The organism is Bacillus sp. USDA818B3_A, assembly GCF_009928415.1.
Classification (GTDB): Bacteria; Bacillota; Bacilli; order Bacillales; family Cytobacillaceae; genus Neobacillus.
Window position 1 is genome coordinate 155,326 of record NZ_JAABNN010000003.1, and the last position, 22,906, is coordinate 178,231.

Annotated in this window: 27 protein-coding genes; 3 read left to right on the forward strand and 24 right to left on the reverse strand. The window is 38.1% G+C overall.

All coding sequences use genetic code 11. From position 1 onward, the window contains the following. Positions 1-8 precede the first annotated feature (8 nt). The 4 genes from GXK58_RS06965 to GXK58_RS27685 all read right to left on the reverse strand — a co-directional run bounded on the left by GXK58_RS06965 (position 9) and on the right by GXK58_RS27685 (position 3,034). Complete coding sequence (locus tag GXK58_RS06965) at positions 9-674, reverse strand: 3-oxoacid CoA-transferase subunit B (RefSeq protein ID WP_160721157.1); 666 nt, start codon at positions 672-674, stop codon at positions 9-11. Then, entirely contained in the window at positions 659-1,351 is a 693-nt protein-coding gene (locus tag GXK58_RS06970) for a CoA transferase subunit A (protein ID WP_160721159.1), read from the reverse strand. The genes GXK58_RS06965 and GXK58_RS06970 overlap by 16 nt, the downstream gene beginning before the upstream one ends. Then, the gene (locus tag GXK58_RS06975; protein WP_160721161.1) at positions 1,352-2,707 is read right to left on the reverse strand and encodes an aspartate aminotransferase family protein; all 1,356 of its coding nucleotides are present in this window, start codon (positions 2,705-2,707) and stop codon (positions 1,352-1,354) included. 168 nt (positions 2,708-2,875) lie between these two features. Beyond that, complete coding sequence (locus GXK58_RS27685; protein ID WP_160721163.1) at positions 2,876-3,034, reverse strand: YjcZ family sporulation protein; 159 nt, start codon at positions 3,032-3,034, stop codon at positions 2,876-2,878. Positions 3,035-3,153: 119 nt separating this feature from the next. Here GXK58_RS27685 and GXK58_RS06985 point away from each other — a divergent pair, with 119 nt between their 5' ends. Next, on the forward strand, positions 3,154-3,750 hold the full coding sequence (locus tag GXK58_RS06985) for a DUF502 domain-containing protein (protein ID WP_160721165.1): 597 nt from the start codon (positions 3,154-3,156) through the stop codon (positions 3,748-3,750). A gap of 38 nt (positions 3,751-3,788) precedes the next feature. On the opposite strand, the gene msrB is transcribed toward GXK58_RS06985, so the two are convergent. Both msrB and msrA read right to left on the reverse strand, forming a co-directional pair. Continuing rightward, the gene (gene msrB, locus GXK58_RS06990; RefSeq protein ID WP_202171311.1) at positions 3,789-4,220 is read right to left on the reverse strand and encodes a peptide-methionine (R)-S-oxide reductase MsrB; all 432 of its coding nucleotides are present in this window, start codon (positions 4,218-4,220) and stop codon (positions 3,789-3,791) included. Then, entirely contained in the window at positions 4,210-4,752 is a 543-nt protein-coding gene (gene msrA, locus GXK58_RS06995) for a peptide-methionine (S)-S-oxide reductase MsrA (RefSeq protein ID WP_160721167.1), read from the reverse strand. The genes msrB and msrA overlap by 11 nt, the downstream gene beginning before the upstream one ends. 158 nt (positions 4,753-4,910) lie before the next feature. On the opposite strand from msrA, the gene GXK58_RS07000 reads away from it, so the two are divergent. Continuing rightward, entirely contained in the window at positions 4,911-5,666 is a 756-nt protein-coding gene (locus GXK58_RS07000) for a DUF4397 domain-containing protein (RefSeq protein ID WP_160721169.1), read from the forward strand. A gap of 23 nt (positions 5,667-5,689) precedes the next feature. Here GXK58_RS07000 and GXK58_RS07005 read toward each other — a convergent pair whose 3' ends face one another. From GXK58_RS07005 to GXK58_RS07015, 3 genes are all read right to left on the reverse strand, one after another. Beyond that, positions 5,690-6,268: a YpmS family protein gene (locus GXK58_RS07005; protein WP_160721171.1), complete on the reverse strand. Its 579-nt coding sequence runs from the start codon at positions 6,266-6,268 to the stop codon at positions 5,690-5,692. Further along, positions 6,269-7,093 (reverse strand): SGNH/GDSL hydrolase family protein, encoded by an 825-nt coding sequence (locus tag GXK58_RS07010; protein WP_160721173.1) that lies wholly within the window; start codon positions 7,091-7,093, stop codon positions 6,269-6,271. Positions 7,094-7,242: 149 nt separating this feature from the next. Beyond that, entirely contained in the window at positions 7,243-7,821 is a 579-nt protein-coding gene (locus GXK58_RS07015) for an SCO family protein (protein ID WP_160721175.1), read from the reverse strand. Positions 7,822-8,048: 227 nt separating this feature from the next. Here GXK58_RS07015 and GXK58_RS07020 point away from each other — a divergent pair, with 227 nt between their 5' ends. After that, positions 8,049-8,948: an MBL fold metallo-hydrolase gene (locus tag GXK58_RS07020; RefSeq protein WP_160721177.1), complete on the forward strand. Its 900-nt coding sequence runs from the start codon at positions 8,049-8,051 to the stop codon at positions 8,946-8,948. 49 nt (positions 8,949-8,997) lie between these two features. On the opposite strand, the gene tatC is transcribed toward GXK58_RS07020, so the two are convergent. From tatC to GXK58_RS07095, 15 genes are all read right to left on the reverse strand, one after another. After that, positions 8,998-9,738: a twin-arginine translocase subunit TatC gene (gene tatC, locus GXK58_RS07025; RefSeq protein WP_160721179.1), complete on the reverse strand. Its 741-nt coding sequence runs from the start codon at positions 9,736-9,738 to the stop codon at positions 8,998-9,000. A 159-nt stretch (positions 9,739-9,897) separates the two neighbouring features. After that, complete coding sequence (locus GXK58_RS07030; RefSeq protein ID WP_160721181.1) at positions 9,898-10,092, reverse strand: twin-arginine translocase TatA/TatE family subunit; 195 nt, start codon at positions 10,090-10,092, stop codon at positions 9,898-9,900. Between the two features lie 282 nt (positions 10,093-10,374). Further along, positions 10,375-10,872 (reverse strand): dihydrofolate reductase, encoded by a 498-nt coding sequence (locus tag GXK58_RS07035; RefSeq protein WP_160721183.1) that lies wholly within the window; start codon positions 10,870-10,872, stop codon positions 10,375-10,377. Continuing rightward, on the reverse strand, positions 10,869-11,663 hold the full coding sequence (locus GXK58_RS07040; RefSeq protein WP_160721185.1) for a thymidylate synthase: 795 nt from the start codon (positions 11,661-11,663) through the stop codon (positions 10,869-10,871). Before GXK58_RS07040 ends, GXK58_RS07035 begins: the two co-directional genes overlap by 4 nt. Before the next feature lie 113 nt (positions 11,664-11,776). Beyond that, a complete protein-coding gene (locus GXK58_RS07045; RefSeq protein ID WP_160721187.1) occupies positions 11,777-12,355 on the reverse strand; it encodes a TerD family protein in 579 nt (192 codons plus the stop codon). Positions 12,356-12,384: 29 nt separating this feature from the next. Next, a complete protein-coding gene (locus GXK58_RS07050; RefSeq protein ID WP_160721189.1) occupies positions 12,385-12,999 on the reverse strand; it encodes a TerD family protein in 615 nt (204 codons plus the stop codon). A gap of 31 nt (positions 13,000-13,030) precedes the next feature. Beyond that, entirely contained in the window at positions 13,031-14,134 is a 1,104-nt protein-coding gene (locus GXK58_RS07055; protein WP_160721191.1) for a toxic anion resistance protein, read from the reverse strand. Positions 14,135-14,137: 3 nt separating this feature from the next. Next, positions 14,138-15,775: a YceG family protein gene (locus GXK58_RS07060; RefSeq protein ID WP_160721193.1), complete on the reverse strand. Its 1,638-nt coding sequence runs from the start codon at positions 15,773-15,775 to the stop codon at positions 14,138-14,140. Between the two features lie 459 nt (positions 15,776-16,234). Beyond that, entirely contained in the window at positions 16,235-17,041 is an 807-nt protein-coding gene (locus GXK58_RS07065) for a hypothetical protein (protein ID WP_160721195.1), read from the reverse strand. Then, positions 17,038-18,150, reverse strand: a complete 1,113-nt coding sequence (locus GXK58_RS07070) for a cysteine protease StiP family protein (protein WP_442862460.1) — start codon at positions 18,148-18,150, stop codon at positions 17,038-17,040. The genes GXK58_RS07065 and GXK58_RS07070 overlap by 4 nt, the downstream gene beginning before the upstream one ends. Before the next feature lie 19 nt (positions 18,151-18,169). Beyond that, positions 18,170-19,513 carry a phosphoribosyltransferase family protein gene (locus tag GXK58_RS07075; protein ID WP_202171312.1) on the reverse strand — a complete coding sequence of 448 codons (1,344 nt, stop codon included), beginning with the start codon at positions 19,511-19,513 and terminating at the stop codon, positions 18,170-18,172. After that, entirely contained in the window at positions 19,464-20,651 is a 1,188-nt protein-coding gene (locus GXK58_RS07080; protein ID WP_160721197.1) for an HpcH/HpaI aldolase/citrate lyase family protein, read from the reverse strand. The genes GXK58_RS07075 and GXK58_RS07080 overlap by 50 nt, the downstream gene beginning before the upstream one ends. A 76-nt stretch (positions 20,652-20,727) precedes the next feature. Continuing rightward, positions 20,728-21,504 (reverse strand): TerC family protein, encoded by a 777-nt coding sequence (locus GXK58_RS07085; protein ID WP_160721199.1) that lies wholly within the window; start codon positions 21,502-21,504, stop codon positions 20,728-20,730. Positions 21,505-21,582: 78 nt separating this feature from the next. Next, the gene (locus tag GXK58_RS07090; protein ID WP_160721201.1) at positions 21,583-22,164 is read right to left on the reverse strand and encodes a TerD family protein; all 582 of its coding nucleotides are present in this window, start codon (positions 22,162-22,164) and stop codon (positions 21,583-21,585) included. A gap of 86 nt (positions 22,165-22,250) precedes the next feature. Further along, positions 22,251-22,844: a YpjP family protein gene (locus tag GXK58_RS07095; protein WP_160721203.1), complete on the reverse strand. Its 594-nt coding sequence runs from the start codon at positions 22,842-22,844 to the stop codon at positions 22,251-22,253. Between the last annotated feature and the right edge of the window lie 62 nt (positions 22,845-22,906).

Genomic DNA, 22,906 nt, shown 5'->3' on the forward strand with positions numbered 1-22,906 from the left:
TCTATTCTTCAATATGGTATTTGCCGAATACTGTCGCAAATTTGAAATGTACATCCTGTTTTACCTATAACATCTTCAAGATTGTAGGGTGGGAATAATTCTGTCAACACCAGTCCTCCACCCGTCACCTTAAAAACGGCTAATTCAGTGATAATTAAATCGACACAGCGGGCCGATGTTAAGGGAAGTGAGCAAGTATTTACAATCTTGGGGTGACCATTTTTATCACAGTGGTTCATCACAACGATGACCTTTTTTGCTTTTTGAGCAAGTTCCATTGCTCCGCCCATACCTGGTACCTTTTTTCCCGGTACAATCCAATTAGCCAAATCACCAAATTGATTGACTTGTAATGACCCTAAAATGGTAATATCCACCCTGCCACTGCGAATCATTCCAAAAGCGATAGCACTGTCACAATAGGAACCGCCCTTCGTCAGGGTTACAGGGAAGCCCCCCGCATTGCATAAGTTCTCATCTTCTTTTCCTTTTACAGGACTTGGTCCCATTCCTGTTATGCCATTCTCGGCATGAAACATGACTTGTATTTCATTGGCAAGGTGGTTGGGAACAAGGGAGGGAATTCCAATTCCTAAATTCACCACCATTCCATTCTTTATTTCCTCTGCCGCCCGTTTGGCCATTTGGTTTCTCGTGTCTACTCCCATGCCCATTTCCAATTCACTCCTTGGGAAGAGATTACATAATCAACGAATACACCGGGTGTAATGATTTCATCTGGATTAAGACTGCCGAGTGGAACAATTTCCTCCACCTCAGCAATGGTAATGGTCCCGGCCATCGCAACAAGGGGATTCGTATTTCGGGCACTTTTGTCATAGATCAAATTGCCATACACATCTGCTCTTTTGGCATAGACAATCGAAACCTCGGCGGTTAAGGCAGTTTCTATCAAGTAATCTTTTCCGTTCAGCGAAACCTTGGGCTTATCCTTAGAGACGATTTCATTGTCCATGCCGATGTCGGACAATATTGCCGGTAAGCCCACCCCTCCGGCGCGGATTCTTTCTGCCAAGATACCTTGAGGCGAGAATTCAACCTCCAACTTGCCATCGTTCATTAGCTGACCTGCGACTGGATTCGAACCAATATGTGATGCGATGACTTTTCTGGCCCTCCCCCTGCTGACTAATTGACCTATGCCGATATGAGGGAAGCCGGTATCATTCCCGATTAAGATTAGTTCTCGAACGCCTTTCTTCAAAATGCCTTCAATTAATGTTGGCGGTGAACCAACTCCTCCGAAACCGCCGAACATGACCTTCATTCCATCGTGAAAAAATTCCATCACCGCTTCTAATGCAGTTACTTTTCCGAATGGGTTTTCCACTTAATGCTCACCATCCGTTCCTGTACAGATTGCACTCAGGAATGCTGCAAATGTTTCTTTTAATAGGTACGCCAATTCCTCCATCTCCCTTTTTGTAATCGTTAATGGAGGGGAGATAATAATGGCATCACCATTTACTCCATCGATTCCCGCACCCGCTGGATAGATTAGTAGCCCCTTTTCTTTTGCTAGTTCAATTATTTTTTGGGTGACTGATGTCTTTCTATCGAATGGCTGTTTTGTCTTGGAATCAGCAACAAATTCGATACCAAACAGCAGCCCCTTACCGCGGATATCCCCAATAAAATAGAATTGGTTTTTTAGCTTCTCAAGTTGGTTTTTTAAATAAACACTCTTATTGTTAACCTCTTTCATAATCCCGTTTTTTTCTAAGTATTCAAGCACAGCCAAGGACACTGCACATGATAGAGGATTGGCACTCAGGGTATGCCCGCTCATCACCGACTTTGAACCAGATAAAATCGGCTCCATGACTTTTTCACTGGCAACAGCAGCTGCAATCGGAGCATAACCTGCCCCCATCCCTTTCCCTAAGGCAACGATATCAGGAACTACTTCCCATTGCTCGCAGGCAAGCATGGTTCCTGTTCTGCCAAAGCCAGTCATGACCTCATCAGCAATAAAGAGAATGTCATTTTCTAAACAGATTTTTTTAATCCGTTTAAAATAATCCTTTGGTGGGGCAATGGCACCTCCTGCTGCCCCAATGACAGGTTCTGCAATAAAGGCAGCAATCTGGCCTTTGCCAACTCGCCTGATTGCTGTTTCTAATTCATTCGCACATAAATAATTACAGGAGGGTGCCTCTAAATTGTACGGGCAACGGTAACAATAAGGAGGATTTATCGCAGGGAAGTCTTCTAAAAGCGGAATGAATCGTGCTCTCCTTCCAGGATGACCTGACATTGAGAGCGCACCCATTGTAATACCGTGATAACTAACCCATCTTGAAAGTATTTTTGTTTTGGTGTGAATTCCTTGTTCCTGCCAATATTGAATCGCCATTTTCATCGCTGTCTCCGTTGCTTCCGATCCGCTGTTTACAAAAAAACACCAATTTAGTTCCCCTGGTGTCCATTCGGCAATCTTTGCAGCCAGCTTTTCAGCCGCCTCACTTGTAAATTGTGAGCGATAAACAAAAGAGACTTTTTTGGCCTGTTCCAACATTGCTTCCATAATTTCTGTTACTCCGTGGCCAATATTTGCTGTTACAGCACCAGAAGCCGCATCTAAGTATTTTTTTCCATTCTTATCAACTAAGTAAACCCCTTTGCCATGGTCAATGACTGGGTATATTTCATCAAGCATTGGTTTGATAAGATATGACTTTTCCACAATGGACACCACTTTCTTTATCAATATAAGTAGTTATATTCCATTGTATGAAGTGATTTTTCATTCTATCATCTCAATTCCCTCGGTCTGACAATAAATATTGTCAACAGGAGAATCCGGGATGAGCTTTTAAATGAAAAAGGCTGACCCTTGGGTCAGCCTTTTTCATTAGCAATAATTCCAGCTTGCGCCGATGATGATTAACAAAATAAACAACACGACAATTAACGCAAATCCTCCAAAACCAAATCCGCAGCCGCCGCCTACTGGGTAAGCAGGATAACCACAGCATCCATCAAATCCACCATGTCCATATCCATAATGCATAAACAGTCACTCCTCAATGTTTTTGTTTCTTTTCATGATTACTTTATGAACTAGATGCTTGACCTGTATGTGCATTCGCCTATATTATGTTAGACAATGATATTTATGTAGGTGATAGGATGAAATCAGTTTTAAAGAATTTTATTAACGGTGTTTTAACCATTGTTCCAATTATTCTCGTTATTTATGTTATTTATAAAACTTTTCTCTTTTTAGACGGGATTCTTGGAAATTCATTAAGACCTTACCTTAAGGACGATTACATACCAGGAATTGGCCTTTTGACTACGATTATCCTGATCACTGTTTTAGGATGGTTGTCTACTAAATTTATTACCGGAAAGATCATCAAGCTAGTTGATGGACTTCTTGAGAAAATCCCTGTTGTTAAAACAATCTATTCCGTCATTAAAGATACTGTCCAATCCTTCTTGGGCGATAAAAAATCTTTTTCTAAAGTAGCTTTAGTCGTCATTCCGGGAACAAACATGCGATGTATCGGGTTTATCACATCAGAGGAATTAGAGGATTTTTATAGTCCCTTAAGTGACCATGTAGCCGTTTATATTCCACAAACCTTTCAGGTTGCAGGATTTACCTTTTTAATTCCGAAAGATCAGGTTGAAATCATTGATGTCAGCCCAGAGGATGCAATGAAATTTGTTCTTTCCGGCGGGATGACTTCCTCTTCAAAGAAAAAGTTAAAAGGTATGTAATCGATATAAAAATAGGGCGTCCTAAAAAGGACGTCCTGTTATTTTTGGTTAAAGAGCCTGCTAAATTCCCCGTAGCCTTCTTCATCAAGTTTTTCTTTTGGGATAAACTTGAGTGCCGCTGAGTTAATACAGTAACGTAACCCCGTAGGATCGGGACCATCATTAAAGACATGGCCTAAGTGAGAATCAGCGGTTTTACTTCTTACCTCTGTCCGGATCATAAAATGACTATAGTCTTCTTTTTCAATCACTTCTTGATCTTCTATAGGTTTCGTAAAGCTTGGCCATCCGCACCCGGCATCAAATTTATCAAGCGAACTGAATAATGGTTTTCCAGATACAATATCCACATAGATACCATCTCTTGTTTCATTCCAATATTCATTCCTAAAAGGCGGCTCTGTTCCATTTTTTTGCGTGACTTCATATTGAATAGGTGTCAATTTTTTTTTCAAATCTTTATTTTGCATGATTTCCTCCCCAATTTCTTTCGATAAACCCGGCACGTCCTGACCCGACATGGTAGGACTCATAATGCGCACGGTTCTTTTTATAGTAGTGCTGATGATATTCTTCAGCTGGATAAAAAGTTTTTGCTGGGAGAATCGGTGTGACAATTGGCTTTGAAAAACGGCCGCTCTCCTCTAGAGCCTGCCTGGATCTTTCAGCAAGCTCTTTTTGTGTTTCGTTATGATAAAAGATTGCTGTCTGATAAGACTGACCTCGATCATAGAATTGACCGCCCGGATCGGTGGGATCAATTTGCTGCCAAAATAATTGCAATAATTTTTCATAAGGAAATACTTGAGGATCAAAAGTGATTTGAACCGCTTCGTAATGTCCAGTAGTATCGGAACATACTTGTTGATAGGTTGGATTTTCAACCGTCCCCCCTGTATATCCGGAGATAACACTATATATTCCTGGCTGTTCATCAAATGGTTTTACCATACACCAAAAACAGCCTCCGGCAAAAGTTGCTAACTGTTGATTATTTTCCATGTTCCCACCCCTTTTTGTTTAAGTAAAAGTATACCGAATGTTTTTTTAAAAAGAAAATATCATGCATTTCCCTTTCCACAGTATTGGAAATATTAGACACTTACCTATGTCAGCTTGAATAATATAGGGTGTAATCTTTTCTAGAAGGAGTTGATTTCATGTCCGAGAAAAGAAATCCGACTGATTTTCTCCAAAAAGCAACCAAGTATGATTTGTTGGCTCAAGCTTATAAGTATACGAACCCCCAATTACACATTCATTTTTATTTAAAACATTATAAATACATGAATAAGGCAATCAACCTAATGAGATCACCTGTCCAAACAGCTCAAGGAGATGCACAGATCCGATTCCTTCATACATCCCCTGATTCCCCAAACGTAGATATCTATATTAATGGAAACCGTGTGATTAAAGATTTAGCTTATAAACATATCAGTCAAATTTTACTGTTAAAGACAGGTAAATACCATATTGATATTTACCCTTCAGGAAATAGTGTGGATAGTGTCTTAAATAAAAATATAACCATTGAAGAAGGAAAATCATACACCTTAACTACCATTGATTCAGTAAAAAAGATGCGATTGTTATTGTATGAAAACCACCCCGAGGTACCAGTAAATGAGGCGAAGGTTCGTTTTATTCATTTATCGCCGGATACACCTGAATTAGATATTGCTGTTAAAGAGCGTGATGTCATTTTTCCGAATGTTTCCTACAAACAAGCTACCGATTACTTAGGTTTGACCCCAATGACTGTTGATTTGGAGGCTAGGGCAGCTGGCAGTAAGGATATTCTGCTTCCGCTGCCAAAAATGACTTTTAAACCTAATCAAAGCTGCACGATCTTCTTCCTGGGACAATCAGCAAAAGAAACGCCCTCATTACAATATATAATTTTAGAAGATTAAAAAATAGGTGTCCAAATGGGCACCTATTTTACCGGGACTAATATAGTAAACGCTATATCGTCCTTGTTTAAATTAAATTTGTTAACCTTAATTTTCAAATCACTTTTAAGCTTTAACTGTTGCATATGAATGTAAACCATGTGGTCATTGGATCTTATTTCTACACCCTTTGGCAGCTTATAGTTTTCACTTATGAAGTTTAGTACGTATGAAATAGGCAGATGTAATTTTCCAACTGACATTGATTTTTGCTTTAGAATTAAATCACCATTTTTTTGTGCAGATGGTTCAAAAGTTAACTTTAATTTTAATTTTTCACTAAAAAAAGGGAGCGTTCCATATAATTCGACTTCGTTGCCGAGCAGGACTCTATAATCGATAGGAGAGTCAGCAGCTTCTTCCTTCAAGTAATGGTTAATTAATCGATTTAAATCATATTTGTTTGATTCAACATGAAAGGATACATAATCTTCATCTGAAATGTTTGCTTTAATGGGCTCTTTTTCATTAACTGGTGATGTAACTAATGAAAAGATGATAACTGCAATTAAAACATTGAGACCTACTAAAATTAGAAATCCCATTTTCCATTTATTTTTCATCTAATTCTCCTCAGTACTGACCGTAAAAGCCTTTTTCTCCAGGTTAGTTAATACCTGTTCAACTAATGTCTCATTGAGTTTTTCTGCAATGAGTTGATACCCTTTATCATTGGGATGAAAATGATCTGTGTACAAGATATCTTCTTTTCCATTCAAAAATAGGTCCTCAATCGAAACAAAATAAGAATTTGAATATTGGTTTACCACGTTCTGGCCAGTCTGGTTCCATTCAGCCACGATTTGATCCATTTCTTTAATATCATTGAACCATTTGGAAAATGGGTTATAGACACCCACTAATATGATCGAGGCATGAGGGTTTTCCGTAGTAATCGTAGTAAATATTTGCGTTAAATGTTTTCGATAAGCATCTTGTTCTTTGAGAAAATCAGATACTTGCAAATTTGATATATTGTCTTTTACAATCTTCATGATGTCATTACCGCCAATAGTAAGGATCACTAAATCCGCCTGTTGTAAGATTGGCCTGATTTCCTCGGATTTTAGTCTTTTTAATAGTTGTGTCGTCCGGTTTCCTTGTACACCAAAGTTATAAAAATCAACCTCTTGTATACCTTTATCCTTTTCAAGCATCGTTTTAAGATACGGTAAATATCCACCTTGTTTCGTACTATCCCCTACGCCCTGAGTTAGAGAATCTCCTGCTGATAAAACCGTCAACTTTCGTGGAATAAAATTCGCAGGGATTGGTTCAAATACTTGTGCAGTGACTTTCTTTTCAGAATGAAATATGAATGAATTGGAAGGACTGCAACCACATAAAGATACCATCAAAAAAATTAGAAGGGGGAAAAACTTTTTCAACTACATTCACCTGCCTTCTAAGGCTTATTTCCAATACAGTACGCAAATTCCTCAAGCAAGCCTTGTTAAATTATTATAACACGACTATTAATATTCAAAACACATATGTACTATATCCAATGTTTATAAAAAAATAGACCGGGAAAGGTCTATTGTAAAGTCTTAATATCATTAATAATCTCCTCATAAGGGACATTTTTATATCCATCATATGTTTTTTTGATATGCCCTTCCTGGTCCACTAAATAAAGGAATGTTTGGTGGATCACCTGATTACCTTCTTCTGGTTTCTTAACGATGGTCTTGAAATTCTCACGAGCAAACTCCTCAATAAATTCTTGAGAGTAACCGGTTAAGAATGTCCAACTATTAAAATCGACCCCAAACTGATTAGCATAGCGTGTCAAAACCTCAGGAGTATCAACTGAAGGGTCCACGCTAAAAGAAACTAACTTTACATCCTTTAAGTTTTCTTCTTTTAATTTCTTTTGCAATGTTACCATATTGCTTGTCATTGGTGGGCATACATCCGCACAGCTGGTAAAAATAAATGCTGATACCCACACATTCCCTTTTAAATCCTTTAGTGCTAATGATGTGTTTTTCTGTGAAGTTGCTGAGAAATCGTCAATTGGCCAATCGACGGCATTTTCAATTTCCTTTTTTCCGCATGCGGTTAACATTAACGTAAAAACTAGTACCAATAAAAACAAGAACCGAGTCTTCATCCAACTACCACAACCTTTTTCTTTACTAATTCGTACATAGTTTAGCAAAGTTATCTGCATGTTGAAAGTAAACAGCCTCTTTCATTAGATCCATTCTTCCTGTCCTAGGCGCATAAAAGAGGAAGGTAAAACAGGTACTAACTTCACCTTCCAATTAATTGAAAATTATGATATTATGAATGAACATTCAGTCAATATCAGGCGATTATAAATGTGAGGTGATCCAAGTGAATCGTATAGGTCCAATCATTATCTTAGAAGGAGCTAATTTTAGTAAGGTTCCTTATTCGAGGAGTCTTTATTTAGACTGTCCTGAGAAGGTACTAATAGATACTGGTGCCGAAGATTGGCTTCTAAAGAATATTGATCAAGAGATGGGCGTCCAATTAATCATAAATACCCATTACCATCCGGATCATACTCTAAATAATCATTTATTTAAGGGGACACCCAAATGGATTAACCCAATTGAATATGAAACTTCACAAACCCTTGAAGGTGTGGCAAGTGTTAATGGAGTTTATCAGGAGTGGGGACAAGAGGGTGTTGAAAAGTGGAAAAACACTGTGCCTCAGGAATGGGTGGAAAACCTTGGGGAATTCACCGGCACTTACGGTTATGAAGAAGAATATAAATTTGGCGATGTAAAGGTTCACTTTTTACACACACCAGGACATACTAGCGGGCTGTCATGTCCTTACTTTCCTGAATTAGGTGTAGTATTTACGGGCGATTATGACATGACCTCGTTTGGGCCATGGTATAACGGGACCGATGGAAGCATTGAGGATTTTATCTCCTCTGGTAAGCGGCTCTTAACTCTGGATGCTGATACCTACATAACGGGGCATCAGAAAGGAATTTTCACGAAAAAAGAATTTATAAAGGCCATGGATCGTTTTCTGGCTAAGATTGAACAGCGTGATGAATTAGTAGTGAAATCTGTGCAAAAAGGGATGAATTTTGAGGAACTCGCTAAAGTTGGCATCTTCTATCCTAAGAAGAGCTTGGAGAATCCTATTCTTAGAACATGGGAGCGGAGTGGGATTCGTAAGCATTTAAGCAGACTTGGGTTTCATGTCTTAAAAAAGGATAATGAAGTAGAAGTAGTAAGAATGCTGCACTAAATTATAAGAAAAAAAGACCTTAACCAAAAAGCTTAAGGTCTTTTCTTATCTATACTTCGAGGATTTCTTCCGTTTCCTCATCTTGCTGCTTTTTTAATTTTTTTCGGTAAACAAACTTGGATAAGTTAATACTCACCTCATAGAGCAGTAACAATGGTACTGTGACAACAAAATCAGACATGAAATCTGGCGGTGTAATTACGACAGCAATGATGATTAAAACAAAGTAAGCGTATTTTCGGATCTTTGCTAAAACAAATGGATTAATAATTCCTAGGGAAGTTAAAAACATGACTACTACTGGCAATTCAAACAATATTCCAAATGGAAGAGTCATATTCAGAATAAAGCTAAAATACCGTTCAGCAGTAAAGTTAGTAACAAACATATCTTGACCAATGTTAACTAGGAAATTAAGCACCATCGGAAAAATAATAAAATAGCCAAATGCAAGACCCATAATGAATAAGATGAATAATGCAGGTATATAGGTAACAGTTATTTTTCGTTCATGCGGTCTTAATGCAGGCCTGACAAACAACCAAATTTGCAAGGCTAAAACCGGTATCGTTCCAGCTGCCGCGACAACTCCCGCCAGCATGAAATAAATCCACATGATATCGCTAGGACCGAGAACCAGTAGCTTTGTACTCCCAACAAACCATTTGTAGATCTCATCCACATAAATAAATCCAACAATAAAAAAAACGATAAAAGCTAAAGCTGTAATAATAATCCTTTTGCGTAATTCCTCTAAATGATCAACTAAGTTTAATTCTTTATCTTCCATGTATTTCCCCTGCCATTTTCAAAGTTAAAAAGGGCACGTATGTTAACTCCTCCCTGATAAGCACTGTAAGGCTTGAACACTTGGGAAATTAACATGTCTTTACGCATCCATATAGGTGTAAACTTCGAGAAGAAAAGGTGCAAGATAAAATCTTACACCTTATTTAGTCAAATTTTGCTTTTCATCTTTAATATCTTCCATCACATCATCCGTTAGCTCACGGGTTGATTTTTTAAATTCTTTTAAAGTTTGTCCAAAGGCTTTGCCGATTTCAGGGAGTTTCTTTGGTCCAAAAATAATCAGTGCAAGAGTCAAAATTAATATTAATCCGGGTACTCCGATATTAGAAAACATGGATTTACATCCCCTTCAAATGATGGTGTTTGTTTCTACTATGATTATAGTATTGAAAAATACTTTTGAGGTAATTATCAATAATAATTCATAGTAATTTCACAAAATTTAACGAAATTCCGATGAAAGTGACATTAGACGTTTTCAACATATATTTACTGTCCTATAGACAATTTAACAATAACGTCCGCTCTAGTCAATGTCTTAGTCCTAATTGGATAATTGAAGTGATTTAATACCTTTTCCCTAAAAGTAAATATCCTGTTACGTTTTATACTTTAATTAGTTTGACAAAGTCTTCCGGCCGTATATTCTAAACTCATAATCATAAGGGTTCTTTTCATCCTTAAGTCCTTTTTCAACCGAAGTCAAAACCCAGTCCTCATGATTAAATGATGGAAAGAAAGTATCTCCAGCAAAGACCTCATCAATATAAGTAATGTACAATCGGTCGGCAAATGGGAATGTCTCATGAAAAATTTCTGCCCCGCCAATGACAAAAATTTCTTCTTGCTTATTTTGATTATCCCTCACAAACTCATCAATGGAGTAAAATACAGTACATCCCTCACTTTGATAGCCTTTCTGCCTAGTAATCACTATATTTTCTCGGCCAGGCAGTACACGGCCAATCGATTCATGAGTCTTTCTTCCCATAGCTATAGGATGTCCCATTGTTACTCTTTTAAAAAACTTTAAGTCTTCCGGTAAATGCCACGGCAGTTGATTGTCTTTACCAATTACTCGGTTTTGATCCATTGCCACAATAAAGGAAATCATACACTGACTGCTCCTTTAATATGTGGATGTGGATCGTATCCTTCTAAAGTAAAGTCTTCATATTTAAAAGAGAAGATATCCTTCACATTTGGATTGATACATAAGGTTGGCAGTGCCCTTGGCTCTCTCGCTAATTGTTGATTTACTTGCTCGAGATGGTTCTGGTAGATATGAACATCTCCAAACGTATGAACAAACTCTCCCGGTTTTAAGTCACACACTTGAGCAATCATTAATGTTAAAAGTGCATATGATGCGATGTTAAACGGGACACCAAGAAAGACATCTGCAGACCGTTGGTATAATTGGCATGATAACTTTCCGTCCGCTACATAAAATTGAAATAGGCAATGACATGGCGGAAGCGCCATATCGTCAATTTCAGCTACATTCCAGGCATTTACAAGCAATCTCCGGGAATTAGGATTTGTCTTAATCTGTTCAATCAATTCACTGATTTGATCGACGGTTTTCCCATTTGCCCCCGTCCAAGAACGCCATTGATGACCATAAACCGGTCCCAATTCTCCATTTTCATCCGCCCACTCATTCCAAATCCGTACACCATTTTCTTGCAGGTAACGGACATTTGTATCTCCATTTAAAAACCAGAGTAATTCATGAATAATTGATTTTAGATGTAATTTTTTTGTAGTTAAAAGCGGGAAACCCTCTTCTAAGTTAAATCTCATCTGATAGCCAAAGGTGCTTATCGTCCCTGTACCGGTTCGATCCCCTTTCACATTGCCATTTTTTAGGATATGTTCGCATAATTGTAGATATTGTTTCAACTTGAAATGACAACTCCTTGTATTAACTCTTCTAAAAATCCATTCTACCATAAAAAAAGAAATACGTTAAAAAAGCTGTCCATTTTTCATGACAGCTTTTAAAAATAAATGAACTAAACCTCTAAACCAAAGTTTCGACAAAGAGCTGCCAAGCCTCCAGCAAAGCCGCTTCCGACTGCGTTAAACTTCCAATCTCCATTATGTCGATACAGCTCACAAAAAACAACAGCGGTTTCAACTGAAAAGTCTTCACCCAAGTCAAACCTCAATACTTCACGACCTGTTTCCTCATCCACAAGGCGGACAAACGCATTAGAAACCTGACCAAAATTTTGGTTTCTAGCTTCTGCTTCATGGATGGTGACAGTAATCGCAATACGATGGATATGGGAAGGGACCTTACTAAAATCAATTTTGATTTGCTCATCATCACCTTCCCCTTCTCCAGTCCGATTATCGCCTGTATGTTCAACCGAACCTGAAGGGTGTGTCAATTGATTGTAGAAAATAAAATCACTATCCTGATTTACTCTTGAATTGGCATCGGTTAAAAAAGCGGAGGCATCCAGATCAAAATCATTACCGCCATGATAATGGTTCGTATCCCAGCCAAGCCCAACAATCACCTTTGTGAGACCTGGATTGGTCTTCGTCAGGTCTATTCTTTGCCCTTTTGATAAATTAATTCCCATGTGATCACCTCGTTAGCCAAGCCTTTTTATTAACTGTACGAACGAACTACTTCACTTAAAGATGCAGCATTGGTTCCACTGCCGATTGCAGCAAACTTCCACTCATTGCCGTGACGGTAAATTTCGCCAGTTACAAGACATGTTAGTCCGCTATAGTTATCCGTTAGATTATAGTGGAGCAATTCTTGATTTGAATTAGGATTAACCACCCTGATAAAGGCATTTTTAATCATCCCAAAATGCTGCTTTCTCTTCACACAATCATAAATATTAACAACGAATACCAATTTTTGAATGTTTGCTGGAACTCGGCTAAGATCAATCATGATTTGTTCGTCATCACCGTCTCCGTCTCCTGTTAGGTTATCCCCAGAGTGCTGGACGCTGCCATCATTACTTCTTAAATTCCCAAAATAGATTACATCTTTATTGTTCTGTAATTTATCGTTGGCCCCAAGCATAATAACAGAAGCATCACAGTCTACATTGGCACTATTCCCTCCGCCGCCAAATAAACCGCCAAGAAATCCACCTCCGCCGCTGCTCTGAACTGGGTCCCAGCCTAATCCTACCATAATTTTTGTTAGTCCCGGATTTCCTTTAGTTAAATCAACTCTTTGGCCTTTTTGCAAATTAATTGCCATAACTTTCACCTCATTAAATAGTTTGAATGAATTAAGATTGTTTCAACTTTTTAAAGTTCTCTTGCAGCTGTTCCAAACGTTTTGTACCTTCTACACGTATGCGCTTATTTTCTTCTTCGATTGCACGTGTTTCTTGCATCCCTTTGATGATGATATTCCAGGATTCCTCAATCGTCTCGATTTTAATGCTTGGCCCCCCAGCAAGTCTTGCGATATCAGTGCTTTGCTGCGAGATGTTCTGAGCATTTCTTAACAGCATTTCATTTGTCCTGCGATCAAGCTCACTCATCGAATCAGCAACCAGCTTTTGTCTTTTCGCTGCAACGGCTTGTATCAGTCCATTTTTAAAAATAGGAATGGTTGTCACAAAGGCGGAGTTAATTTTTCCAATGAGTTTTGTATTCCCTCTTTGTAACAAGCGAATTTGCGGTGCGGTTTGAAGAGATACCATCTTGGCCATTTCCAGGTCATAAATCCGCTGTTCCAAGACCTCAATCGCATTTTTCAGCGTATCTAACTGCATTGATGCCAGTTGGTCCCCTTGGGCGACACGGGCCTCAAGCTGCGGGAGCTTACTGTTCTTCAATTCTTCTGCCTTTAATTCACCAGCAACAATATATTTTTCAAGTGATAAATAATATTGGTAGTTTTGTTCGTACATTTGTTCAAGCATATTAGTGGCATCGACCATTTCATGCTGGTATTTGGAAATTTCCACATATACATTGTCGATTTCTGATCCCATCGTTTGATACTTCCCGAACAGCTTTTCGACCATTTTTCCACCTTTTTTAAAAAGCTTGCTAAATAGTCCCCCCGAAGTCTTTTGAAAATCCTTGGCATCAAATTTATCCATAATCCGGCCTAAATGTTTCAGTAATTCACCAGAGTCTTCTACTTTTGTTGTACGCATATTACTTAATATTTGATCGGAGAAACGCGATATTTGTACAGCAGGCTCTTTTCCAAACTCCAGTATTTGAATTTGGTCCCGTTCATCGATTGAACGGGCTAAATTCTGAATTTCTGGTTCTTTGCGTAAAGCTAATTTTATATCGGTTACTTTACTTTCGGATAAAACATCATCAGTAGTTGCAGGAGTAATACCATTTGATGGATTAGGTGATAAATTCACTATTTAATCCCCCCTTAAATTTTTTAAGATCCCTTGAAAAAGCCCCTTTTTAAAAAGCGATGGTTCCTTAAACTCCAAGTCAAACACCACTTCATCAAGCCAGTGCTTATCAAATAATCGTTCATCGACATAGTTTTCGATATCATTATGGCCAGGAGGATTGTACAAAATGAGATCAATCCCAAATTGATTTAAGAGCAGAAGGAGCGCTGCATCCGACCTTGATAGCATTCCTGTCGTTTCATTATTATAAATAATTAATTTAGGGACTGCTTGCGAATAATCAAATCTCTCCATTAACTGAATGATATTTTTCGGCATGAACATTGCCTGGGTAAACAGATATATTTTCACGTCTTCGCTTGATTCTGTCACTAGCGGTTTTAATCCTGGTGTTTCACAAATTTTCCTAATAGCGTGGGCAATCCCTTTCTGCAATCCTGTTGCTAAAAAGGAATAGGGCCAATAATGGGATTGGATTACTTTTTCGAGACTCACTAATCCCTCTCTATCCAGGGCATTTCGATAATGATAGCGGAAATCACTATTGCTTGAATTTGTGATTGGCAGACTTCTGATCAGCAAGCTATTGCTTAATTGACTGATGGATTGCAGCCGATCCCAATATTCTTTTCGATTCTTGCTTACCCCTTGGATTTTAGCAAAAATTGCCGGGATTCTTACTTCTCCATCCCTCACTAAAAAATCGGGACGAATCATCGCTGTTTCTTTTGCAAGTATGAACAACTCATCATAAGTTGTTTTTAAAGTAATAGAAGAAGGAGTATAATCCCGTAACTGCCAAGGTTTATAAAGACCTGACCCCTCATTATTCAGGATTGACTCAATCTCCTTTGATGCCCGGTACGCAACGGTAGATTTCCTGCTCCGCTTTTCCTTTGGAAATGGCTCAGCCGGCTGCTGATTTGGATAATGGAAGGTGAAGACGGTTTCCTGATTAAGCCTTGCTAAAATATCGCTTCCTTCCGGATGAAAGATCACGAGATCACAGCCTAGCTTAATTAGATAATATAAAAAGTATTGATGACTTTTTTTAAAGTCTCCATACCATAAGAATTTGGGCATTGCCACTTGCGGGTCAGCCTGATCTAATAGTGGTTGTAAATGGTTTATAGACCATTTAACAAGATCAACTAGAACCCTGCGCAGTTCAGGACTCTTCAGGCCATTTGTTTCCTGTTCTTCAAATAATTCTAAAGTAGAAATCATTGCCTCTCTTAATTTCCGGTGAATGACCGGTACTTTTGATTTTAGCAAAAGCTGTTCGCCATCAAGAAAGGCCGCAAAACGTTTGGTGGAAAGTTTTTGTTCATTATGAATATTTATGACCTTTTGAATGGCTTGAAAATGAGTATTATCTATGGTTTTATCCAGCGAGTCCTCACTTAATAGTTCCAGCTTCCATTCCGGACTATTGACAAAATCAAACAGCTGGTTATAATACTCATCTACGTCAATAGGTGCACCCAAAAACTTACCAATTACTTGTCCAATCTGAATCGTTCCATTTTCCACTGAATAATTAGGTCTTTCCGACAGCCTTTTTTTCAGCATGTCCTGCCAATTTTCAAATGAAAGGGATACAGGATGGACGTTTAACTGATTTAATGGTGGATACATTCATAATCCCTTCCCTCTAAAAAACGAAGCTTGTGTAGTCGTTTAGAAAATTATGTAAGGTTTCCATTCCATCATATCACAGTTATTTCATTGGTTCATTTGTTTATACGAAAGAGAACTAAATTTGTTTCAATTTAGGTCCTATCCCCTTTTTCACGTTTTCCGATGTCCTTACATATTAATGGAGTACTATACTAAGTAGGTGACCCCAATGAGATTTTTATATAAACGACCTAGACTTGACCAGGTTTCCGAAGAATTAGAAATTTTAATGGAAGTAATGGTTTCTGACGTGTTTATCTATTTAGACTTATTTTTGTTCAGCGTTATTTTTACTCTGTTACTTTCTCCAGTAATCCCGTCATTAACCTTTGCCATTCTGTTTTTCCTAGCGTGCTATAGCCTGTTTTGCAGTGTTTATTATTTTATTATTAGTAAGATTATGATCAAAAAATAGAATTACATTGATAATAGTTTTAGGGCTTGCTGGATAATTTCTTCTCCAGCCCTGACGCCGCTGCTTTTTGTAAGAATAGGAGTTCCGTTACCAGAAGTAATCTCCATATGTCTAGCCAGCTCCCCATGGTTCGGAACAAATCTAGCCTGACAGTTCTTTAAAAAGTCCCAATCAAGCAAAGAATCACCCGCTCCCGCAACCGCTTCCACCCCCTCAAGGTGACATATAAAATCCAGCGCATTTCCTTTGCTAATTGCCTTTGGAACGAAATATAGTTTTCTCCCTTGCAGCGAAATCCTCCAGCCATATTCAGAAGATAGTTGATTAATCGATTTTCTCTCAGATTCAGATGGGAGGTAATTTAATAGATAGTAAAAAAACCACCCCTCTGCCTGTTTCATTTCCCCATCTAAGCGGGTACCTTCCCTATTCAAAATAGCTAGTAATTCTGCCTGTGTAACAGACTCCGTTTCCAGACGTCTCTGAATATGATCTGACCACTCAATCATTGGGTGCCCATGCAATAAAATATTGGCACCATTTGAGGTGATTGCATATTTAATGGGGATATCTTCTGAAAAGATAACAAACCTATTAAACTGGGCGGTTGTCCGTGTTGTTACAGGCACAAACAGACTTTTTCCCGCTAGCTCCTTTAATTGGTAATAGGATTTCTCTGTCATATAGGCCACCCAGTTGTTTCCCTTTGTTTCAACCGGCCTTAAAGTAATTCCTTCCGGCTTCCCAAATTCTTTAATTGCCCTTTCGGAGTAGATTAGGGTTCTGTCAAGGTCTGAAGCAAAAATCATATTTGCCTCTCCTTGACTTTTTTGATTAGGCCGCAGCATAAATACTTCATATTTGGATAGACAAGGACTTCTACATTTTTTTCTTCAGCAAGCATCAGGATATGTTTAATAAATGGACTTGATGGGTCCCGCAATAATATTTTCCAAGGCACCCTTCGTAACAATACCCTCGTTGTTTCTCCTACACCTGGCTTGATAAAGTGCGTGTTATCGATACAAAATTCCGCTTGTATTTTCTTCACATCTTCCATTCCTTGGTAGCTGCTATCAATATTAGTATTTAAAAGCTTTGCTGCTGTCTCTTTTGCTTCCGTGGCAATATGCGAAAATTCAGCCGCAATCACGTCAATAAACTCGTTTGAAACATCTGCCTTCAGCAGATTTTTATAAAATTTTGCACCGTGAAAATCATCCTTACCAATATAGCTTTCATTTAATACCGTCCTGCTTACTAATCCAGATACCGTAGAATTTAAACAGGCACTTGGAATCAGAAAATCTTCTCTGGTTCCATATAATGTTGTGCAGCAGCCTGGATCAGCAAGAACGGCAAGTGCTGCATCAAGTTTAATTCCATATTTTTTTTCATAATGACTGCAGGCTTTTATCAATTCTAAAGAAATGGCTCCTTTTCCAGTCCATCCATCTACAAATTGAATGTTCGCATTTGGATGCGCCTGATGAATATAAAGAAGGGCATTTTCATCAATTCCTTTATCTCGAATGATGGAAATGCTGTAATGAGGCAGATTGACACCATACTGCAAATCTATATATCTTTTTATTAAAATCCCAACAGGTGTGCCTGCACGAGCTAAGGAAACAAGAATAGTACTTGGTCCCTTTAATCGGTAAATTTGCTCTGCGACAATTCCTGCACATAAGGCCACTTTTCGTTTATATTGCTGCAACGTGTCCCAAAAAACATCCACATAGTCTTCGGGAGGTTGATATTCTATCGGGAGTGATTCGCTATAATGGCCCCCAGACTGTATCTTTGACTCACGATTGATAGCAGAATCCTCTAATTCAACACTGCTTAAATCCTTTAATAGAAATAAAACATCATTTTCATGATAGGTTCCTATTTTGGCAGGTTTGTTGATTATTTTTTGCAATCTCTTCACCTCAGTATCCTGAACAAAAGACAATTTTTATTGTTTGGAAACCCAATTTTTTTAATTCTTCTAGCATTGGCTGGAGCTGTATGTATGAGACTTCCCTTTCCATGAAAACAAACAGTTCATCATAATGGCTGGGAGGGATATTATAAACAAAGTGAGTAATCTTCTCATCCTCAGGGTTGGGGAAAGTTACTCCAAATCTTGCTCCATATCCATCTACATTTTGTATATGAATGGGACTTCTAGTGGTTGATTGGTAATAGACTTCGCTTCCCATTTCTGCAGCAAGTTTCATAGGCAGGTACATAAACTCTCCGGTACCAATACATAGCGTTCGTTTCCCTTCTCTTTTTTGCCTTAAAAAGTGCCCCGCAGAGGTGATTTTTCCCTGTACAGCCACATTTTCTGAGCTGCTTAAACCAAAACGTCCTGTTTCTTTTATAAATGGAACCCCAAGCAGTTGATCCTTGGAAACGTAGGTGGAAGCCGTAAAAAAAGAATCAAGCTGCACAACCTCTATGGATGCCTTTTGATTGGATGTCCCGGTTATTTTAGTCAGACTTTCTATCTCATTGATTGAATGAATGTTTACCTTCCCAGCTATTAAGCTGACTACATTTATTTTAATCCCTAAGTCTTGCTCTAACCTTAAAAACCTTTGCTGGTCTTCCTCTGAACGCCAATCCAAGATACTGACGACAGTATATACTTGTCTAGGAAATGCTGCATGAATAGATTTGATAATATTTAATGCTGTTTTTCCTGTCGTTAATTCATCATCTATAAGGATGATTTCTCTTTTATGGCTAATCATCTCGATAGGAATATAACACCGATGAGATGTTGCGTGGGAATGTTCCTCCTCAAATGTAATAACGGGTGCTTGCCCGTTGATGTCTTCCCTTGTTGTATGGAAATACTCGGCCCTTTGGAAACAATCAAAAAAGCCATGCCCTAGCGCAGTCGCCGTTTCCGCAAATCCAATGATGAGCGGATTTATTTTTTCTGGAATGAAAGGCAAGCTGTCGTAAGAACCCCCATCGAATAATAAAGATAGGAAATCCTTTCTTTTCTTGAATTCTAAACCATCAACGCTCTCAAGATATCTGACACCAAGCAAAGCAGCGATTGCAAGAGCCTTTTCAGGTTCAATCGGTAAATGCTTACCAAGTACCTTACTTACAAATAAAAAGGAACGCTTCTTATTAATTCTAGCTGCCATCGTAAAAAGGTCATTTATAGGTATATCGTATGGGTTTTTAACCCCGTCTATCTCCACCTTTATTGAATCCAGGATGTTAAACATATACTTCTTTTCTGATGAGATCAATGTTTGTAAATTCTTCATGTAACACCCCATAAATCTGTGATTTTAACAGTATTTTCTTTGCCCAAAAATAATGAGGCTTAACTTCATTCATTTTATTCGAAAAATCACTTTTCATAACTCCATTATTGCCATCATAAGCTTTTACGATATTGCTGGCATCAACATATTCCTCATAGGAAACAACATTTAGGGCCTGAACCACCTTAATATGCGATGGATGGATAATCGTTTTTCCGGTTAATCCATTGCTAATATCCATTAGGATTTCACGAATCAGGCCATCCATATTTTCGTTAATTAATTTTGTTCTCCATTTTAGCCCCTCATCGCCATAGCGTTCTCGGAACGGAGTTTGTCGTAACTGCGGCTTTAACATTCTTTGCTTTGCTGAAAAATACTCCCAAACTGGACCTGAAATAACATATGCACTGTCAAATCTTTGAAAAACATTTATAATATCAGAAATGCAATCTCTTAAAACAGCAATATCATAAACGGTTGTATCCATATTTCTTCGTATTCCATATAGTCCGCAAAAATCTGTCGCGCCGATCCGCACATTCAGAATAAGTTCCCTGTATTGATCTAATAAGGTTTTTATTTTCAATAATTCATCCATTCTAGTTTCTCTTTGAATCACCTTAGCAGATTCAAGGATAGGCATAGCATAAAAAGGATGGGCCTCAGTATGAATTTCACGTACCATTTGCAATATCTCTCTGCCATACTCCGCACTAAACTTAGGTATCACTATTCCAGTTAACAGGTTTAAGGCTTCTCCTAACTGCTCCGCTAACTGTTTAAATTGGTCGATATTCCGAATACGAATAAACATCAACGGTAAATCTTCATACTTTAGAAACCCTTTTTTATATTCAACATGCAGCCTTAACAGCTCCCTTACAAGGGAATCTTCGGCTGAATTAAGTTCACCGTCACCTACTGCATCCTCCAAATCAATAACCAGTGAGGTTAAGCCTTCATGTTTTTTTGATAGAATTTCCTGATGGATGTTTGGCCGGGTTGCAGGCATGTAGAGCGTTGCACCTAAACCATAGGACAAAAGTTCACGGTTTGAATATTTTGTAAATGGTACAGGTTTTTGAATAAAAAATCGTTTAAGTTCATCCTCATAAAAGTATGTAAACAATTCCATAACCATTTTCTCCTCTATAAATGGTAAAAAAGAGAGGGAAACAGACTTTCGTCAGCTCCCCACCTCTAGATAAATATTATGAATTACTTTCCTTGCTGCCTTCCTTTTTCTTGTTGTTAAAATGAACGATAAAAGTAGCACCAAAGGTAAGCAATAATATAATAAAGAATGTAATATGTCCCATTTCAATATGAAATACTGCTAGGAGCATTTTTACTGCAATAATTAAAATTAATATATAAGCAGTTGTTTCTAATTCTGGCACTCGGTCAATCAGAGTCAAGAATACACCTGCAACTCCCCGCATCATTAATACACCAAGCATACCGCCAATTAATAAAACCCAAACCTCTTCACTTACGCCAAAGGCAGCCAAAACACTGTCAACAGAAAAGGCAATATCCATTAATTCTACCGCAGCAACGGTTCCCCAGAATGTTCCAAACAAGCGGATCAAGAGACCTTTTTGGTTTATTCCCTCTTCATGTTCCTCTTCCTCTTGGCCCCCTTTTCTCTTATCAAGGAAGTATTTAATGGATAGCCAAGCCAAATATCCGGCACCTAATATTTTTACCCACCATAGTTTGATTAAGAACACACCAATACCGATTGCGATAAAACGGAATACATAGGCACCTAACAAACCGTAAAAAAGGGCTTTTTTCCTCTTTTCCGGCGGTAAGTGCTTGACCATAACTGCTAAAACTAAGGCATTGTCGGCAGATAGTAATCCTTCCAATATTACAAGAGTTCCAATTAACCCCCAGCTAACGGGATTTGTTAACACCTCTCCCCACATTTCCCAGTTAAAAAACTGTGCGTATGTATCTAATATATGTTGTAAAACTGACATTTAAAAAGATTCCCCCTAGTAGTGATAAACAAAATTTTGTAAAAAGACCCATAGGACCGGGTCTCTTTTTTTTAAATATTAACCAACGGATAAACCAAAGTCGGTTGCTAATGCCGCTAGACCGCCTTGATACCCACTGCCAATTGCGCTAAACTTCCATTCACCGTTGTGGCGGTATAATTCACCTACAACAATAGCTGTTTCAATGGAAAAATCTTCACCTAGATCATAACGAATTAATTCTTCACCAGTCGCCTCGTTAAAGATACGGGCATAGGAATTACTAACTTGACCAAAGTTTTGATTTCTGCTGTCCGCTTCGTGAATAGTAATCGTAAAGGCAATTCTCTGAATATTAGCCGGTACAGCCGTTAAATTTATTTTTACCTGTTCATCATCACCTTCACCGTCACCTGTCCGGTTATCACCAGTATGTACGACTGAACCGCCTGCACCTTCTCGATTATTATAGAAAATGAAGTCTGCTTCATTCGTTACTTTCCCATTTTCACCTAGTAGGAATACGGATGAGTCTAAATCAAAATCATTGCCGCCATCATATTTATTTGTGTCCCAGCCCAATCCAACCACAACACTCGTTAAACCAGGATTTGTTTTTGTTAAATCAACCTTTTGTCCTTTTGATAAACTAACTGCCATTTTACATTCCTCCATTTAAGGTAATAGTCTATTTACGAGTTTGTCATAAAAAGGTTTCATTTATAATAAAAAATTTCATAAAAATACTAGCTCATCCATTTCGGCGGTGTATTTTTTGCCCAGAAGATAGATCCTAATTCATGGTGACTTTGAAAATTATCGAAATACGTATGGTAATGAAAATTAAACCAATAGCCTGCTTGCGGCGGGTTGTCTCGTCGAATATGGAAACGTAAGATATCTTTCCCGGAAACGCTGTCTTTTATATTAAAAATTTTTTCCGAAAGTCCTGAACCAGGCTGTTCAGTTATGATCAGGTTCATTACTTCCTCTTCAGAAAACTGAGAGGCCGTTTGTGCTAAAGCCTTTTCAATATTTGGCAGAATAATTTCCCGAAATTCATCTTCAATGACCGGCTTAATTCTTGTCCCAAACTTTTGATAGGACTGAATTTCAGCCTGTTTTATCAAATCATGAATGAACTCTTCTCTATTAAACTCCGACTCTTCTAAAAAATCATTGGAATGGATGAAGCTTCTTTCGGGCGCTGCAGCTTCAAAGCCATCCCGTTCATTTATTTTCTCCGCGTTTACTTGATTATTTAATTGTGATGGCGTAACCAGCCCAAATGTTAAAATGGAAATTGTTATAAAAAGTCCTTTACGCAGCCACTTATTCATTTTGAGTACACACCTTTATATTTAAAGATATTAAAATCTAGCTTCTTATAAAGTATTATACT

Bases quoted from the DNA above. Each gene is read 5' to 3' on its own strand.
- GXK58_RS06985 (WP_160721165.1), top strand. From the start codon at position 3,154: ATGAAATCAGTTTTAAAGAATTTTATTAACGGTGTTTTAACCATTGTT.
- GXK58_RS07060 (WP_160721193.1), bottom strand. From the start codon at position 15,775: ATGTATCCACCATTAAATCAGTTAAACGTCCATCCTGTATCCCTTTCA.
- msrA (WP_160721167.1), bottom strand. From the start codon at position 4,752: ATGGAAAATAATCAACAGTTAGCAACTTTTGCCGGAGGCTGTTTTTGG.
- GXK58_RS06965 (WP_160721157.1), bottom strand. From the start codon at position 674: ATGGGCATGGGAGTAGACACGAGAAACCAAATGGCCAAACGGGCGGCA.
- GXK58_RS07030 (WP_160721181.1), bottom strand. From the start codon at position 10,092: ATGTTTTCTAATATCGGAGTACCCGGATTAATATTAATTTTGACTCTT.
- GXK58_RS07080 (WP_160721197.1), bottom strand. From the start codon at position 20,651: ATGGAATTGTTTACATACTTTTATGAGGATGAACTTAAACGATTTTTT.
- GXK58_RS07090 (WP_160721201.1), bottom strand. From the start codon at position 22,164: ATGGCAGTTAGTTTATCAAAAGGACAAAAGGTTGATTTAACAAAAACA.
- GXK58_RS07095 (WP_160721203.1), bottom strand. From the start codon at position 22,844: ATGAATAAGTGGCTGCGTAAAGGACTTTTTATAACAATTTCCATTTTA.
- GXK58_RS07005 (WP_160721171.1), bottom strand. From the start codon at position 6,268: ATGAAAAATAAATGGAAAATGGGATTTCTAATTTTAGTAGGTCTCAAT.
- GXK58_RS07045 (WP_160721187.1), bottom strand. From the start codon at position 12,355: ATGGGAATTAATTTATCAAAAGGGCAAAGAATAGACCTGACGAAGACC.
- tatC (WP_160721179.1), bottom strand. From the start codon at position 9,738: ATGGAAGATAAAGAATTAAACTTAGTTGATCATTTAGAGGAATTACGC.
- GXK58_RS07035 (WP_160721183.1), bottom strand. From the start codon at position 10,872: ATGATTTCCTTTATTGTGGCAATGGATCAAAACCGAGTAATTGGTAAA.
- GXK58_RS07075 (WP_202171312.1), bottom strand. From the start codon at position 19,513: ATGAAGAATTTACAAACATTGATCTCATCAGAAAAGAAGTATATGTTT.
- GXK58_RS27685 (WP_160721163.1), bottom strand. From the start codon at position 3,034: ATGCATTATGGATATGGACATGGTGGATTTGATGGATGCTGTGGTTAT.
- GXK58_RS07065 (WP_160721195.1), bottom strand. From the start codon at position 17,041: ATGATTTTTGCTTCAGACCTTGACAGAACCCTAATCTACTCCGAAAGG.
- GXK58_RS07000 (WP_160721169.1), top strand. From the start codon at position 4,911: ATGTCCGAGAAAAGAAATCCGACTGATTTTCTCCAAAAAGCAACCAAG.
- GXK58_RS07050 (WP_160721189.1), bottom strand. From the start codon at position 12,999: ATGGCAATTAATTTGCAAAAAGGCCAAAGAGTTGATTTAACTAAAGGA.
- GXK58_RS07085 (WP_160721199.1), bottom strand. From the start codon at position 21,504: ATGTCAGTTTTACAACATATATTAGATACATACGCACAGTTTTTTAAC.
- GXK58_RS07015 (WP_160721175.1), bottom strand. From the start codon at position 7,821: ATGAAGACTCGGTTCTTGTTTTTATTGGTACTAGTTTTTACGTTAATG.
- msrB (WP_202171311.1), bottom strand. From the start codon at position 4,220: ATGCAAAATAAAGATTTGAAAAAAAAATTGACACCTATTCAATATGAA.